Here is a 14,768-nt window from a genome sequence, read left to right on the forward strand (position 1 = left end):
TTGGCGGCCCGGTTGGTCCATGATTGTCTTCGGTTAATGTATGCGAGGCTGTGTACGGGGGGCAGGGTTGGGCGGTACCGTTCCGCCCAGCGGGAACGAGTGAATAGCTGAGGGACACATGGCTCTGACCATCGGCGTCGATGTCGGCGGGACCAAGATCGCGGCAGGCGTGGTCGACGAGGCGGGCGCGATCCTGGCTCGGACCAGGGTGCCCACCCCGGCCGACCCGCAGTGGGCGGTCGATGCCATCGCGCAGGCCGTGCGCGAGCTCAAGGAGCAGCACCCCGACGTCACCGCCGTCGGCGTCGGCGCCCCCGGCTTCGTGGACAGCAACCGTTCCACGGTGATCTTCGCTCCCAACATCGACTGGGAGAACGAGCCGCTGCGCGGCCGCATCGAGGAGCTCGCAGGCCTGGACACCGTCGTCGAGAACGACGCCAACTGCGCCGCCTGGGCCGAGTTCCGCTTCGGCGCCGCCGCCGACCACCGGGACATGGTGCTGATCACCGTCGGCACCGGCATCGGCGGCGGCATCGTCCTCGACGGCCGGCTGCACCGCGGCCGGTTCGGCGTGGCCGGCGAGATCGGCCACCTCAACATGGTCCCCGACGGCCTGGCCTGCGGCTGCGGCGGCAAGGGCTGCTGGGAGCAGTACGGCTCCGGGCGGGCGCTGCGCCGCTACGGCCGGGAGAAGGCCGCCGCCGACCAGGTGCGCGGCCGGCGGATGCTGGAGCTCAACGACGGCGTCGCCGAGACCATCCGCGGCATCCACATCACCGAGGCGGCCGAGGAGGGCGACCCGCTCGCCCTGGAGTGCTACGCCGAACTGGCCGACTGGCTCGGCCGCGGCATGGCCGACCTCGCCGCGCTCTTCGACCCGGGCGTCTTCGTCCTCGGCGGCGGCGTCTCCGACTCCGGCCGCCTGCTGCTCGACCCGGTCGCCAAGGCCTTCGAGCACTACCTCACCGGCGGCATCCACCGCCCGCGCGCCGAGGTCGTGCTGGCCTCGATGGGCTCCGCCGCCGGCATCGTCGGCGCCGCCGACCTGGCCCGCACCGCGTAGCCACCCCCCGAACCCGCCGGCGGCGGTGCGACCGGACCCCGACCAACCCCGGACGCGCCGCCGCCGACGCACACCCCCGGCCCTGCCGTACGGTCGTCCCACGCGCCACGTACGTACGGGGAGGACCAGGACCATGACCACGGCACCCGCCGAACCGCCGCCGCCCGGCCCGCGCCGGCTGCGCCTGCTCAGCTACAACATCCGCTCGCTGCGGGACGACCGGCGGGCGCTGGCCCGGGTGATCCGGGCCTGCGCGCCCGACCTGGTCTGCATCCAGGAGTCGCCGCGCTACTGGCGGCCCGAGGGCCAGGCCGCCTGGCTGGCCCGGAGCACCGGGACGGCCGTCCTGGCCGGCGGCGGCCGGACCGCCGCCGGGCCGCTGCTGCTCGGCCGGCCCGGCGCGGCGCAACTGCTGGGCGTGCACGACCGGCTGCTGCCCAAGACCCGAGGCCTGCACGCCCGGGGCTTCGCCACCGCGCTGCTGCGACTGCCCGGAGCGGCGCCGTTCACCCTCACCAGCTGCCACCTCAGCCTGGACGCCGACGAGCGGTACGGCCAGTTCGAGCTGCTGCTCGACCAGCTCGGGATCGCCGAACACGGCATCGTGGCAGGGGACTTCAACGAGCATCCGGACGGCAGGGGCTGGCAGCTGCTGGCCGCGCGGCTCCAGGACGGGTACCCGACCGCGCCCTGGGGCGGAGAGTTCACGTCCGTCCCCGAGCGCCCCTACCAGCGGATCGACGCCGTGTTCGCCACGCCCGGGATCACCGTCCTCGGCTGCGGGGTGCCGCACGGGCTGCCCGGCGTCACCGAGGCCGACCTGCGTGCCGCGACCGACCACCTGCCGGTGCTCGCGGTGCTGGAGCTGCCGGAGGCTCCGGCAACCTAGACGACCGCGCCGTTGTCCGGGTCCTCGGGCTCGTCCTCGTCGCGGTCCTTCATCCGGGTCACCAGGGTGACGAAGCCGCCGAGGAAGGCGGTGATCCCGACCCAGGCCGGCCAGCCGGCGATCTCCCGCCACACCACCGCGTCGAACAGCAGCAGGGCGGGGCCGCCGAGCACCGCGAGCCAGGCGAACTTCGCGGTGACGTCGGCGGTCGGCAGCGGCGGGGGCTCCGGCGGGACGTAGTGGTCCTCGTCGGTCTCCTCGGCCAGCTCGAAGTCGCGCGGGCCCGAGCCCGCCGCCGGCATCACCGGCCGACCGGAGCGGGGGCGGGGCTGCGGGGCGAGGTCGGCGAGGTCGTCCGGGTCGGTCCGGGAGCCGGGGGCGTCCTTGAGGCCGCCCTTCAGCTCGCTCTGGGCCCGGAGGTTCTCGACCTCCGGCCAGTTGGGATTGGTGAGGTCCACGGGGTCGTCGAACTGGGCGACCAGGGCGGCGAAGATCTCGTCCTGCTCGGCCTGGCTGCGCTCGGGGGCGCGCCGGGTGCGGGGCTCCGCGGGCGCGGTGGCGTCCGGTTCGGCCGGGCGCCGGTCGGCGGCCGTCGCTTCGGGGGCCTCCGCGGCCGGGGCGGTGACGCCGTCCGCCCCCGGACGGTCCGCCGGGGCGCCGCTCTGCGCGGTGCCGTCCTTCGCCGTGCCGTCCTCGCGGGGTGCCTCGTCCCCGCCGCCCGCCGTGCTGCTCTCGTGCACTTCCGGCCCTTCAGCCATGGTGATCGTCGGATTCGACCCCGGTGACGCCCACCGCGTGCGCGGGGGCCAGCCGTCGGATGAAGTCCTGGCTGGCCGCGAATATTTCCGCCGCGTCGTGGTCCAGCGTCGCGACGTGGAAGCTGCGCTGGCACAGCCGCTCCGTCACGTCGGTCGAGGATATCCGGGCCAGCACCAGTTCCGAGTTGGCCGGCGAGACGACGTGGTCCTGCGGACTGCGGAAGAGCAGCACCGGCTGGGTCACCTGCGGCAGCCGCCGTCGGACGTCCCGCCACAGCCGGCCCAGCGACCAGGCGGCGTTCAGCGGCGTCCGGTCGTAGCCCAGCTCGACCGCGCCGGGCTTGGCGATGTCGTCGGCGATCCCGGGCACGCTCGGCACGAGGTGCCGCAGCACCGGCAGCAGCACACTCGCGGGGTTGTCCGAGCGCACCGACGGGTTGACCAGCACCAGCCCGGACACCGCCGGACCGTGCAGCGCGGCCAGCCGCAGCGCCAGCGCGCCGCCCATCGACAGCGCGCAGACGAAGACCTGCTCGCACTCGGCGGAGAGCGTCAGCAGTTCGTGCTCGACCTCGGCGTACCAGTCCTCCCAGCGGGTGACCTGCATGTCCCGCCACCGGGTGCCGTGCCCGGGCAGCAGCGGCAGCGACACGCTGAACCCGGCCGCGGCCAGTTCCTCCGCCCAGGGCCGCAGCGACTGCGGCGACCCGGTGAAGCCGTGGCACAGCAGCACCCCCACCGGTCCGCCGCGGTGGCGGTACGGTTCGGCACCGGGCAGCAACGGCATGGCGGACTCCTTCGCGGGCGGGTGGCGCTGGGGGAGGGACGCTGGAGGGGGAGGCTGCGGGAATCCGCATCGTCCCACGGCCCCGCCCGGGACGTACACCCCTCATGGCGGCTCCCGCGCGGGCCGCACACCCCTCGCGGCGGCCTCCGCGCGAGTGCCTGCGGGAGTCCGGCGGCGGCCCGCCGGGGCGGGGCGGGGCGCGGGCCGAGCCCACGGGGCATTAGGATCGACCGGTCCGCATAACAGGAGGCCCGGGTTGTTCTACCGACTGATGAAGATGATCGTCGCGCCACTGCTTCGGATCTTCTTCCGGCCGTGGATCGAGGGTGAGGAGAACATCCCCACCGAGGGCGCGGCCATCATCGCGAGCAACCACCTGTCCTTCTCGGACTCCTTCTTCTTCCCCGCGCTGATCAAACGCCGGGTGACCTTCATCGCGAAGGCCGAGTACTTCAACACCCCGGGCATCAAGGGCCGGCTGACCGCCGCGTTCTTCAAGGGCGTCGGCCAACTGCCGGTGGACCGCTCGGGCGTGCGCGGCGCGGGCGAGGCCGCGATCCGCAGCGCCATCGCGGTGCTGGACGGCGGAGAGCTGTTCGGCGTCTACCCCGAGGGCACCCGCTCGCCCGACGGCAAGCTGTACCGCGGCAAGGTCGGCGGCCTGGCGCGCGTCGCGCTGGCCACCGGCGCGCCGGTCATCCCGGTCGCCATGATCGACACCGAGAAGGTCCAGCCGCCCGGTCAGGTGATCCCCAACTTCGGCACCCGCCCCGGCATCCGGATCGGCCGCCCGCTGGACTTCTCCCGCTACCACGGCATGGAGAACGACCGCTTCATCCTCCGTTCGGTGACGGACGAGGTGATGTACGAGATCATGCGGCTCTCCGGCCAGGAGTACGTGGACATCTACGCGACCGCCGCCAAGCGGCAGATCGCCGACGACAAGAAGAAGGCCGACGCCGAGCGCAAGGCCGCCGCCAAGGCGGAGAAGGCGGAGGCGGAGGCCGAGAAGGCCGCCGCCGAGAAGGCAGCCGCGACGGAGAAGGCCGAGCAGTCCGGGCAGGAGCCGAAGGAGACCGGGTCGGCCTGACGACCGCGGGCGCGGCCCAGGGGAGGGGCGGAAGGATGACGGACGGCGAGAGAGCCGGGGCAGTCGGCGGCGCGGTCGCGGCCGGGGGCATGTCCGTCGAACTGCCGTTGTGGAAGGCCATCTCCTACTTCCGGCTGCTGGCCCTGTGCTACGCCCTGCTGCGCTACCTCAACTCCTACCTGGACTTCCTGCACCCCGTCGCCGGCTGGATCTTCCTCGGCACGCTCACCCTCTGGACGCTCGCCAGCACCCGGGCCTTCGCCGGCCCGCAGCGCTGCACCTGGTACGTGCTCGGCACCGACCTCACCCTCGCCGTCACCGGCATCGTGATGAGCGGCCTGACCGACGACCCGGTGCGGATCAGCCACGGCGCGCCCACCCTGCCGACCATCTGGGCCGCCGGCACGGTGCTCGGCTTCGCCGGCAAGGGCGGCTGGCGCTGGGCGGCCGCCGCGGGCACGGTGATCGGCGTCGCCAACATCCTCGGCCACGGCGGCGCGACCGGCGACAACGTCCACAACATCATGCTGCTGATGGTGGCCGGCTGCGCCATCGGCTACGTCATCGAACTGGCCCGCGCCAGCGAGGCGACGCTCACCCGGGCACTCCAGGTCGAGGCGGCCACCCGGGAGCGCGAGCGGCTCTCCCGCGACATCCACGACGGCGTGCTCCAGGTGCTCGCCCTCGTCCAGCGCCACGGCGCGGAACTCACCGCGCGGCCGGCCGAGGGCGCTGCCGCCGCGGCCGGTGGACGCCCGGGCGGCGACGCCGACTTCGCCGAACTCGGCCGGCTGGCCGGCGAGCAGGAGCGCGCCCTGCGGGCGCTGATGACCGGCGGCCCGATCCCGGGGCAGCGCCCGCCGGAGTGCGGGGCCGGGGAGCCGCAGGACCTCACCGCGCTGCTGCGCCCGTACGCCGACGAGCGGATCACGCTGTCCGCCCCCGGCGGGCCGGTGCTGCTGTCCGCCGGGGCGGCCGGCGAACTGGCCGCGGCGGTCGGCGCCGCCGTCGACAACGTCCGCCGGCACGCCGGGGAGCGGGCCCGGGCCTGGATCCTGGTGGAGGACGAGCCGCAGGCCGTCACGGTCAGCATCCGCGACGACGGCCCCGGCTTCGCCCCCGGCCGCCTCGGCGAGGCGGAGCGGGCCGGGCGGCTGGGCGTCTCCCAGTCCATCCGCGGCCGGCTGCTGGACCTCGGCGGCACGGCCGAGCTGTACTCGGCGCCCGGGGAGGGCGTCGAGGTCGAACTCCGCGTCCCGAGGAAGGGCTCTGATGACCGATCAGCCGACGACTGACCGGCCGATACGGGTGATGGTCGTGGACGACCACCCGATGTGGCGCGACGCCGTCTCGCGGGACCTCGCCGAGGCCGGGCTGGACGTGGTGGCCACCGCGGGCGACGGCGAGGAGGCCGTGCGTCGGGCCCGCGCCTGCTCGCCGCAGGTCGTCGTGCTGGACCTCAACCTGCCCGGTCTGCCCGGCGCCGAGGTGTGCCGCCAGGTGGTCGCGCAGGACCCGGCGGTGCGGGTGCTGGTGCTCTCGGCCAGCGGCGAGCACCAGGACGTGCTGGAGGCGGTGAAGTCCGGCGCGACCGGGTACCTGGTCAAGTCGGCCGGGCGGGAGGAACTGCTGGACGCGGTGCGGCGCACGGCCGTGGGCGACGCCGTGTTCACCCCGGGCCTGGCCGGCCTGGTGCTGGGCGAGTTCCGCCGGCTGGCCGCCGAACCGGCTCCGGCCTCCGCGCCGGCCGTCCCGCAGCTGACCGCCCGGGAGACCGAGGTCCTGCGCCTGGTGGCCAAGGGCCTGTCGTACCGGCAGATCGCCGACCGGCTGGTGCTGTCGCACCGGACGGTGCAGAACCACGTCCAGAACACGCTCGGCAAGCTGCAACTGCACAACCGGGTGGAACTGGTGAGGTACGCGATCGAGCAGGGGCTGGACGACGACATCTGACGGCTCCGGCGGGATCCGGCCGCCTCGGCGATCCCGCGTGCGGCGGGGGCCGGTCTCCCGGGACCGGCCCCCCACCGGCTGCTCAGCCGCGGACGGCCGCCGCCTCGCGCAACAGGCCCGCCACGATGCCGACGCCGTCGCGGGTCAGCACCGACTCGGGGTGGAACTGGAGGCCGGCGAAGCCGGGCCCGCGCAGCGCGTGGACGTCCCCGGTGGCGGCGTCCCGGGCGACCTCGACGCCCCGGGCGGCGAGCCGGGCCGCGTCGGCGTCCGAGCAGCGCGCGGTGAACGTGTTGTAGAAGCCGACGGTGTGCTTGGTGCCGAACAGATCGATGCTCTCCTGCGCGCCCTGGTACGGGACGTCCTTGCGGCCCAGCGCCAGCCCGAGCTCACCGCAGAGCAGCTGGTGGCTGAGGCAGACCGCGAGCAGCGGCGCGGTGCGGGCTCCGGACCGGACGGCTGCCAGGGCGTCCGCGACGACCGGCCGCAGCAGGGCCATCTTGGGGTCGTCGGCGAGCGCCGGGTCGCCGGGCCCGGGGCCCAGCACCAGCGGCCCGCGGTGCGCCGCCAGCAGGGCGGGCAGCCCGGGCGTGTCGTAGCGGACGACGCTGACCTGGTGGCCGATCGAGGTGAGCAGGTGGGCGAGCATCGAGGTGAAGGTGTCCTCGCCGTCGACCACCAGGGTCGGCGCGGGCTCGGTGACCACGGTCGGTGTCTGCATCCGCAGCCAGAACGGGGCGAGGTCGGCCCGCCGGGCGTCCAGGGCGGCCTGGACGCGGTGGTCGTCGGCCAGCCGGGGGCCGGTGGGGCCGGGCAGCCGGGCGGGCGCGGGCCGGGCGCCGATCGCGGTGAGCACCCCGGCGGCCTTGGCGTGGGTCTCGGCGACCTCGGACTCGGGGACGGAGTGGCGGACCAGCGTGGCGCCGACCCGGACGACCAGGCGGCCGGTGGCCGGGTCGATGTCGGCGGTGCGGATGCAGATCGGCGAGTCCAGCAGCTGTCCGCCGCTGGCGGAGCGGCCGATCAGGGCGAGCGCGCCGGAGTAGTAGCCGCGCCCTCCGGGCTCGTACCGCTTGATGACCCGGGTGGCGTTCTGCACCGGGCTGCCGGTGACGGTGGCGGCGAACATCGTCTCGCGGAGCACCTCGCGGACGTCCAGCGAGGTGCGTCCGCGCAGCTCGTACTCGGTGTGGGCGAGGTGGGACATCTCCTTGAGCCGGGGCCCGAGCACCTGGCCGCCGAGGTCGCCGACCGTGCACATCATCTTGAGCTCTTCGTCGACGACCATCGTCAGTTCCTCCAGCTCCTTGGGGTCGTGGAGGAACCGGAGCAGCGAGTCGATGTCCGAGCCGCCGGTCGGATAGCGGTAGGTGCCGGAGATCGGGTTCATCACGACGGTGCCGCCGCTCTGGCGGACGTGCACCTCGGGGGAGGCGCCGACCAGGACGCGTTCTCCGGTGTGCACCAGGAAGGTCCAGTAGGCGCCGCGCTCCTGCTCCAGCAGCCGCCGGAACAGGGTGAGCGCGAGTGCGGGCGAGAAGTTCTCCAGGGTGGCGCCGAAGTCGCGCCGGATCACGAAGTTGGCGCCCTCGCCGTTGCCGATCTCCTCCTCGATCACCCGGCGGACGATCGCGGCGTACGCCTCGTCGTCGATGTCGAACGAGCCGCCGGTGAGCGAGACCGGCGACTGCGGCAGGGCGGCGGCGAGTTCGGCCAGCGGCAGGGTGTGCTGTTCGGCCACCGAGAGGGCCTGCAGCGGGGTCCCGTCGTCGTGCGCCTCGAAGCCGCGCTCGCGGATCTGCCGGTACGGGACGAGCGCGAGCAGGTCGTGGACGGGGCCGTCGGCCGGGACGCCGGTGCGGACCGGCAGGTCGGCGAGGTTCCGGTAGCTGTCGACGGTGCCCACCAGCACCTCGACGGTGTCCGGGGCGAGCCGGGGGGTGCGGCGGTGCAGCAGGGCGAACGCGGGCGCGTCGGGAGCGGTGAGGCGGGCGAGCAGGTCGGCGGTGGCGGTCACGGAGCGGCTTCCTTCCGGGGGGCTGGTGAGGTGCGGTGCTGGGATCCGCTCCCGGAGGGCCGTCTGCGCATACGCCGACGGCCGCCCCGAGGGGCGGCCGTCGTGTTCGTCTAGGAACGCGCGATCGGTGGGCCACCCTTGGGGGAGGCCCACCACCAGGAGTGGGTGCGGGGCGCGTGCATGGTTCGAGCGTAGCGGATCGTGCGGGGAGGGTGAGCCCGGTCACGTGTTTGTCCGAGTTATGTCTCACCCCTCGGGCAATGGTCACGAATCGCTCGGGTCACCCCGTAGCCTTGGTGGTGTGACCGTGACGACTGAGACATCGAGGACTGACCGCTCCTGGCAGTCCCTGCCCGCGGCGCAGCAGCCTGAATGGCCGGACCAAGAGGCTCTGCGCAAGACCCTTGCCGAGCTCGCCTCCTATCCGCCGCTCGTGTTCGCCGGCGAGTGCGACCAGCTGCGCGCCCGGCTCGGCGCCGTGGCGCGCGGGGAGGCCTTCCTGCTGCAGGGCGGTGACTGTGCCGAGGCCTTCGACGGCGTCTCGGCGGAGCACATCCGCAACAAGCTGAAGACCCTGCTGCAGATGGCCGCCGTGCTGACGTACGCGGCCTCGGTGCCGGTCGTGAAGGTGGGCCGGATCGCCGGCCAGTACTCCAAGCCGCGCTCCAAGTCGACCGAGACCCGCGACGGCGTGACACTGCCGGTCTACCGCGGCGACTCGGTGAACGGCTTCGAGTTCACCCCCGAGTCCCGCATCCCGGACCCGGAGCGCCTCAAGCGGATGTACAACGCGTCCGCCGCGACGCTGAACCTGGTGCGCGCGTTCACCACCGGTGGTTACGCGGACCTGCGCCAGGTGCACGCCTGGAACCAGGACTTCGTGCGCAACTCGCCGGCCGGCCAGCGCTACGAGCAGCTCGCCCGGGAGATCGACAACGCCCTGGCGTTCATGAACGCCTGCGGTGTGGCGCCGGAGGAGTTCAAGACCGTCGAGTTCTTCTCCTCGCACGAGGCGCTGATCCTCGACTACGAGACCGCGCTGACCCGCGTGGACTCGCGCACCGGCGAGCTGTACGACGTCTCCGGCCACATGGTGTGGATCGGCGAGCGCACCCGCCAGCTGGACCACGCGCACATCGAGTTCGCCTCGAAGGTCCGCAACCCGATCGGCGTCAAGCTCGGCCCGACCACCTCGGTCGACGAGGCACTGACCCTGATCGAGAAGCTGGACCCGGAGCGCGAGCCCGGCCGCCTCACCTTCATCACCCGGATGGGTGCGGGCAAGGTCCGCGACCACCTGCCCACCCTGGTGGAGAAGGTCACCGCGTCCGGCGCCCAGCCGGTGTGGATCTGCGACCCGATGCACGGCAACACCTTCGAGGCCTCCAGCGGCCACAAGACCCGCAGCTTCGACGACGTGCTCGACGAAGTCAAGGGCTTCTTCGAGGTGCACCGCGCGCTGGGCACCCACCCGGGTGGCATCCACGTGGAGCTGACCGGCGACGACGTGACCGAGTGCGTCGGCGGTGGCGACGAGGTGCTGGTCGACGACCTGCACCAGCGCTACGAGACGGCCTGCGACCCGCGGCTCAACCGCAGCCAGTCGCTGGACCTGGCGTTCCTGGTGGCGGAGATGTACCGCGGCCAGTGAGCTGCCACGGGAGCTGCCACGGGTGAGCCGCCGCCGGCGGGTCACCGGTGAACGAATGTGACGAAAGCCCCTCCGGATTCGGGGTCCCCGAGCCCGGAGGGGCTTTTTCGTGCCCGGATCGCCGGGTAAGGTGAGGCTTAGTGAAGTAAGGCAAGCCTTAGTCAAGATCGTTCCGCCAGTCGGCGCCGCACCACCCTGGAGAGTCCGCGATGTACGTGTGCATGTGCCATGCGGTCACCGAGGACCAGGTGAAGAAGGCGATCGACGCCGGGGCCGGCACCCCGCGCCAGATCGCCCGGGGCTGCAAGGCCGGCACCGACTGCGGATCCTGCGTCCGCCGGATCCAGGCCCTGCTCGGCGAGCACGGCGCCCGGCCCTGCCCGACCGCCCGCCTCGCCGCGAAGCTCGGCCTGGCCGACCCGCAGGACCAGGCCGCGTCCGCGCCGGTGGCCACCGTGACTCAGGCCGCCCCGACCCCGGTCGCCCCGCTGCGCGCGGCCTGAGGGCTCAGGAGTCCGGCTGCTCGATCACCTGGGCGAGGTAGAGGGCTTCGCCGAGCTTCTCCAGGAGCTCCAGCTGGGTGTCGAGGTAGTCGATGTGGTGCTCCTCGTCGGCCAGGATGTCCTCGAAGATGTTCGCCGAGGTGACGTCGTTCTTGGCGCGCATCACCACGATCCCGCGCTTCAGCCGGTCGATCGCCTCGACCTCGATCTGGCGGTCCGCCTCGAACATCTCCTTGACCGTCTGGCCGATCCGGACGTGGAACAGCCGCTGGTAGTTCGGCAGCCCGTCCAGGAAGAGGATCCGGTCGGTGAGGGTCTCGGCGTGCTTCATCTCGTCGAAGGACTCGTGCCGGGTGTACTTGGCGAGCTTCGTCCAGCCGAAGTTCTCCTGCATCTTGGCGTGCAGGAAGTACTGGTTGATCGCGGTGAGCTCCGCGGTGAGCTGCTCGTTGAGGAACTCGATGACCTCTGGGTCGCCCTGCATGGCTGGTGCCTCCCTGCGCTACGGCCTGTTGTGACTCCTGCGCTGCGCATCCTGGCATCGAAATGGGAGAAAATTCCAGTAAGTTCACACTCACTAGGACATGTTTTGGAATATCCGATTTGAGCCGATACGGGCTCGGTCACCGGTTCTTGGGGGCGGGGCGTGTGGTCGCGCGAAGGGGCGCGCACGGCGCGTCGGCCGCCGTCTGTCACCATGGAGTCATGGGTCAGTCCGAACAAGAACCGTTTCCGCCGTCTGACCCGAGGCTCCCCCCGGGGCAGCGCGTGCAGCGCGGCTGGCCCGCCCTGCACTACGGGCCCGTACCCCGCTTCAAGCCGCTGACCTGGGACCTCCAGGTGTTCGGCGCCACCGCCTCGGCGGAGAAGCACAGCTGGGACTTCGAGGCCTTCCACGCCCTGCCGCGCACCACCGTCGTCGCCGACCTGCACTGCGTCACCAAGTTCACGCTGCTCGGCAACGAGTGGTCGGGCGTGCCGGCCGCCGCCCTCCTCGACCTGGAGCCCCCCGCGCCCGGCGTCACCCACGTGATGGTCTGGGCCGAGTACGGCTACAGCGCCAACCTGCGGCTGGCCGACTTCGCAGACCCGCGGACGATCTTCGCCACCCACCGCAACGGCGAGCCGCTGACCGCCGAGCACGGTTTCCCCGTCCGGCTGATCGTCCCCGGGCTGTACGCCTGGAAGGGCCCCAAGTGGGTCCGCGCGGTGGAGTACATGCGGGCCGACCGCCGGGGCTTCTGGGAGGAGCGCGGCTACCACAACCTCGCCGACCCGTGGCGCGAGCAGCGCTACTCCCACCAGGAGGAGCCGGGCGACGGCCCGCTGCGCTGAGGGCGGGCCGACGTTCGGAGGAATCCCCTTAGAAGAAGGGGAAGTTGACCGTCACCGCGGTGTGCTGCGGGCGCCGCTCGCCGGCCGCCGGGGACTGACTGGACACCTTGCCGGTGCCGAACAGGTTGACCCCGCTGGTCTGCATCGTGAAGCCGGCCGCCTGGAGCGCCTTCGCCGCGTCGTCCTTGCTCATCCCGGTGACGTCCGGGACGGGCACCATGCCCTTGCTGACCACCAGCGAGACCGCGGTGTTCTCCTGGAGCAGCTGCCCGGCCGCCGGCGAACTGCTGATCACCACGCCCTCCGGCACGGTGTCGTCGTACGTCCCGGTCACGCCGCCCCTGGTCAGCTGGGCCGCGGTCAGCGCGTCGGCGGCCTGGTCGGCGGTCTTCCCGGCCAGGTCCGGCACCGCGATCCGCTTGGGGCCCCTGGAGACGGTCACCGTCACGGTGTCGCTCTTGCGGGTCCGCGCGCCCACTCCGGGGTCGGTGGCGATCACCTGCCCGGCCGGGACGCTCTCGCTGAACACCTCGACGAAGCGGCCGTGCATGCCGTCCTTGTCCAGGATCCGCTGCGCCTCGGCCCGGTCCTTGCCGAGCACGCCGGGCACCGGCCCGTACAGCCCCTCGGACAGCCCGTACGTCGCACCGCCGACCGCCAGCACCAGGGCGGTCAGCGCGGCGACCCAGATCAGCGGCTTGCGGGGGAGGCGGCGCAGCAGGCCGGGCCGGCGCCCGCGCACCGGGGTCGGCTCGTCGTACGGGCGCGGCTCGACCAGCAGCTGGTCCAGCAGCTCCGCCGGCACGTCCAGCACGCTGGTGGGCTCCGGCGCCCCGGCGGCGGGCCCCGCCGGCTGCTGGATCACCGAGGTCGGCTCGCTGGTCGGGTAGCGCGGGCTGGGCCGGGTGGAGGCCGGCGGCTCGGCGTCCAGCTCGGCCGGGGTGAGCGTGCGGCGGATCCGCTGGAGGGCGGCGAGCAGTTCGACCGCGTCGTACGGGCGGGCCTCGGCCGTCCGGGCGCAGGCGCCGGCCACTATGGCGTCCAGCCCGGGGCCGACGGCCGGGGCGATCAGCGAGGGGGCGGGGACGTCCTCGTGCAGGTGCTTGTACATCACCTGGACGGGGTTGTCGCCGGTGTGCGGGCGGCGGCCGGTGAGCATCTCGTAGAGCAGGATGCCGGCCGCGTAGACGTCGACCCGCTGGTCGGTGGGGGCGTCCGGGAGGATCTGCTCGGGGGCCAGGTAGGAGACGGTGCCGAGGACCGTGCCGCCGGTCGCGGTGCTGGTCGAGGTGGGCGCGCCGTCGGCGGTGCCGAGGACCCGGACCAGGCCGAAGTCGGCGACCTTGACCAGCCCGTCCTCGGTGATCAGCACGTTCTCCGGCTTGACGTCCCGATGCACCAGCCCGGCCCGGTGGGCGGCGCCGAGGGCGGCCAGCACCGGCTCCAGCACGTCCAGCGCGGCCCGCACGGACAGCGCGCCGCGGTCGCGCAGCAGGTCCCGCAGGGTGCGGCCGGGCACGTACTCCATGGCGAGGAAGACGTTGGCGCCGTCCGCGCCCTGGTCGAAGACGTTCACCACGTTCGGGTGGGAGAGCCGGGCGACGGCCTTGGCCTCGCGGATGAACCGGGCGGTGAAGCCGTCGTCCCCGGCCAGCGCGGGGTGCATCACCTTGAGGGCGACGACCCGGTCCAGCCGGGTGTCGGTGCCCTTGTAGACGGTGGACATCCCGCCGGTCGCGATGCGCTGCTCGACCCGGTACCGGCCGTCGAGCAGGGTACCGATCAGGGGGTCGTGCAGTGCCATGTCCACCCGGAGAGTCTAGGGCCGCGGGCGGCAGCCGGACCCGGAGGACATCGCCTCCGGGCCCGGCTGTGCCCGGTTTGTGACACGGCACACGCGGGTGGGTGCCGGGCGCCAGGGCGTCAGAACGCCGGGTGCTCGCGGGTGTCCAGCTCCGCCCGGCCGGCCATCGCCGAGGAGGCCTCGGCGTGGAACCGGCGCGGGATGCGGCCGGCCCGGTGGGCGAACCGGCCCGCCTCGGCGGCGTGCCGCATCGCCTCGGCCATCAGCACCGGGTCCTGCGCCCTGGTCACCGCGGAGGCGAGCATCACCGCCGCGCAGCCCAGCTCCATCGCCAGCGCGACGTCCGAGGCGGTGCCGGCGCCCGCGTCCAGGATCACCGGGACGCCCGCGTCCTCCACGATCAGCTGGAAGTTGTGCGGGTTGCGGATGCCCAGGCCGGAGCCGATCGGCGAGCCCAGCGGCATGATCGCCGCGCAGCCGACGTCCTCCAGCTTGCGGGCCAGCACCGGGTCGTCGTTGGTGTACGGCAGCACCGTGAAGCCGTCGTCGACCAGGGTCTCGGCGGCGTCCAGCAGCTCGATCGGGTCCGGCAGGAGGGTCCGCTCGTCGGCGATCACCTCCAGCTTCACCCAGTCGGTGCCGAGCGCCTCGCGGGCCAGCCGGGCGGTCAGCACGGCCTCCCCGGCGGTGAAGCAGCCCGCCGTGTTGGGCAGCACCCGGATGCCGTTGCGGGTCAGCACGTCCAGGACGGAGCCCTGGGTGCTGGCGTCGACCCGGCGCATCGCCACGGTGGTCAGCTCGGTGCCGGAGGCCAGCAGCGCCCGTTCCAGGATCTCCAGGCTGGGTGCGCCGCCGGTGCCCATGATCAGCCGGGAGCCGAAGGACTCCCCGGCGATGGTCAGCAGGTCGTCAGCCATG

Annotated in this window: 14 protein-coding genes; 8 read left to right on the top strand and 6 right to left on the bottom strand. The window is 73.3% G+C overall.

From position 1 onward, the window contains the following. Positions 1-118 precede the first annotated feature (118 nt). Together AB0O19_RS09300 and AB0O19_RS09305 are read left to right on the top strand one after the other, a co-directional pair. Positions 119-1,063, top strand: coding sequence for an ROK family glucokinase (locus AB0O19_RS09300; protein WP_363582978.1), 945 nt, complete (start codon positions 119-121; stop codon positions 1,061-1,063). A 133-nt stretch (positions 1,064-1,196) separates the two neighbouring features. Continuing rightward, a complete protein-coding gene (locus tag AB0O19_RS09305; RefSeq protein ID WP_363582976.1) occupies positions 1,197-1,952 on the top strand; it encodes an endonuclease/exonuclease/phosphatase family protein in 756 nt (251 codons plus the stop codon). Here AB0O19_RS09305 and AB0O19_RS09310 read toward each other — a convergent pair. Then, entirely contained in the window at positions 1,949-2,692 is a 744-nt protein-coding gene (locus AB0O19_RS09310) for a hypothetical protein (protein ID WP_363618858.1), read from the bottom strand. The two genes, AB0O19_RS09305 and AB0O19_RS09310, sit on opposite strands and share 4 nt — an antisense overlap. A gap of 10 nt (positions 2,693-2,702) precedes the next feature. After that, a complete protein-coding gene (locus AB0O19_RS09315) occupies positions 2,703-3,497 on the bottom strand; it encodes an alpha/beta fold hydrolase (RefSeq protein WP_363582972.1) in 795 nt (264 codons plus the stop codon). A gap of 271 nt (positions 3,498-3,768) precedes the next feature. Here AB0O19_RS09315 and AB0O19_RS09320 point away from each other — a divergent pair, with 271 nt between their 5' ends. From AB0O19_RS09320 to AB0O19_RS09330, 3 genes are read left to right on the top strand one after another with little or no spacing between them, the layout of a single operon-like run. Then, complete coding sequence (locus tag AB0O19_RS09320; protein WP_350884442.1) at positions 3,769-4,587, top strand: lysophospholipid acyltransferase family protein; 819 nt, start codon at positions 3,769-3,771, stop codon at positions 4,585-4,587. 35 nt (positions 4,588-4,622) lie between these two features. Next, the gene (locus AB0O19_RS09325) at positions 4,623-5,882 is read left to right on the top strand and encodes a DUF5931 domain-containing protein (RefSeq protein WP_363618859.1); all 1,260 of its coding nucleotides are present in this window, start codon (positions 4,623-4,625) and stop codon (positions 5,880-5,882) included. Then, positions 5,860-6,540 (top strand): response regulator transcription factor, encoded by a 681-nt coding sequence (locus AB0O19_RS09330; RefSeq protein WP_063347264.1) that lies wholly within the window; start codon positions 5,860-5,862, stop codon positions 6,538-6,540. Before AB0O19_RS09325 ends, AB0O19_RS09330 begins: the two co-directional genes overlap by 23 nt. Positions 6,541-6,622: 82 nt before the next feature. Here AB0O19_RS09330 and AB0O19_RS09335 read toward each other — a convergent pair whose 3' ends face one another. Then, a complete protein-coding gene (locus AB0O19_RS09335) occupies positions 6,623-8,557 on the bottom strand; it encodes an anthranilate synthase family protein (RefSeq protein WP_363618860.1) in 1,935 nt (644 codons plus the stop codon). A gap of 301 nt (positions 8,558-8,858) precedes the next feature. Here AB0O19_RS09335 and AB0O19_RS09340 point away from each other — a divergent pair, with 301 nt between their 5' ends. Beyond that, on the top strand, positions 8,859-10,208 hold the full coding sequence (locus AB0O19_RS09340; RefSeq protein ID WP_363618861.1) for a class II 3-deoxy-7-phosphoheptulonate synthase: 1,350 nt from the start codon (positions 8,859-8,861) through the stop codon (positions 10,206-10,208). 209 nt (positions 10,209-10,417) lie between these two features. Beyond that, positions 10,418-10,711 carry a (2Fe-2S)-binding protein gene (locus tag AB0O19_RS09345; protein WP_363618862.1) on the top strand — a complete coding sequence of 98 codons (294 nt, stop codon included), beginning with the start codon at positions 10,418-10,420 and terminating at the stop codon, positions 10,709-10,711. Between the two features lie 4 nt (positions 10,712-10,715). On the opposite strand, the gene bfr is transcribed toward AB0O19_RS09345, so the two are convergent. Further along, entirely contained in the window at positions 10,716-11,195 is a 480-nt protein-coding gene (gene bfr, locus AB0O19_RS09350) for a bacterioferritin (protein ID WP_363582962.1), read from the bottom strand. Positions 11,196-11,416: 221 nt separating this feature from the next. Here bfr and AB0O19_RS09355 point away from each other — a divergent pair, with 221 nt between their 5' ends. Further along, positions 11,417-12,046 (top strand): molybdopterin-dependent oxidoreductase, encoded by a 630-nt coding sequence (locus AB0O19_RS09355; protein ID WP_363618863.1) that lies wholly within the window; start codon positions 11,417-11,419, stop codon positions 12,044-12,046. A 28-nt stretch (positions 12,047-12,074) separates the two neighbouring features. Here the strand turns inward: AB0O19_RS09355 and pknB are convergent, their stop codons facing one another. Beyond that, positions 12,075-13,850, bottom strand: a complete 1,776-nt coding sequence (pknB, locus tag AB0O19_RS09360) for a Stk1 family PASTA domain-containing Ser/Thr kinase (protein WP_363619071.1) — start codon at positions 13,848-13,850, stop codon at positions 12,075-12,077. A gap of 119 nt (positions 13,851-13,969) precedes the next feature. Beyond that, positions 13,970-14,767 carry a thiazole synthase gene (locus tag AB0O19_RS09365; RefSeq protein WP_363618864.1) on the bottom strand — a complete coding sequence of 266 codons (798 nt, stop codon included), beginning with the start codon at positions 14,765-14,767 and terminating at the stop codon, positions 13,970-13,972. Position 14,768: the final 1 nt, after the last annotated feature.

The sequence above is a fragment of the Kitasatospora sp. NPDC091276 genome (genome assembly GCF_040684355.1).
Classification (GTDB): domain Bacteria; phylum Actinomycetota; class Actinomycetes; order Streptomycetales; family Streptomycetaceae; genus Kitasatospora.

Bases quoted from the DNA above. Each gene is read 5' to 3' on its own strand.
- AB0O19_RS09300 (WP_363582978.1), top strand. From the start codon at position 119: ATGGCTCTGACCATCGGCGTCGATGTCGGCGGGACCAAGATCGCGGCA.
- AB0O19_RS09305 (WP_363582976.1), top strand. From the start codon at position 1,197: ATGACCACGGCACCCGCCGAACCGCCGCCGCCCGGCCCGCGCCGGCTG.
- AB0O19_RS09315 (WP_363582972.1), bottom strand. From the start codon at position 3,497: ATGCCGTTGCTGCCCGGTGCCGAACCGTACCGCCACCGCGGCGGACCG.
- AB0O19_RS09320 (WP_350884442.1), top strand. From the start codon at position 3,769: ATGAAGATGATCGTCGCGCCACTGCTTCGGATCTTCTTCCGGCCGTGG.
- AB0O19_RS09325 (WP_363618859.1), top strand. From the start codon at position 4,623: ATGACGGACGGCGAGAGAGCCGGGGCAGTCGGCGGCGCGGTCGCGGCC.
- AB0O19_RS09330 (WP_063347264.1), top strand. From the start codon at position 5,860: ATGACCGATCAGCCGACGACTGACCGGCCGATACGGGTGATGGTCGTG.
- AB0O19_RS09345 (WP_363618862.1), top strand. From the start codon at position 10,418: ATGTACGTGTGCATGTGCCATGCGGTCACCGAGGACCAGGTGAAGAAG.
- bfr (WP_363582962.1), bottom strand. From the start codon at position 11,195: ATGCAGGGCGACCCAGAGGTCATCGAGTTCCTCAACGAGCAGCTCACC.
- AB0O19_RS09355 (WP_363618863.1), top strand. From the start codon at position 11,417: ATGGGTCAGTCCGAACAAGAACCGTTTCCGCCGTCTGACCCGAGGCTC.
- pknB (WP_363619071.1), bottom strand. From the start codon at position 13,850: ATGGCACTGCACGACCCCCTGATCGGTACCCTGCTCGACGGCCGGTAC.
- AB0O19_RS09365 (WP_363618864.1), bottom strand. From the start codon at position 14,767: ATGGCTGACGACCTGCTGACCATCGCCGGGGAGTCCTTCGGCTCCCGG.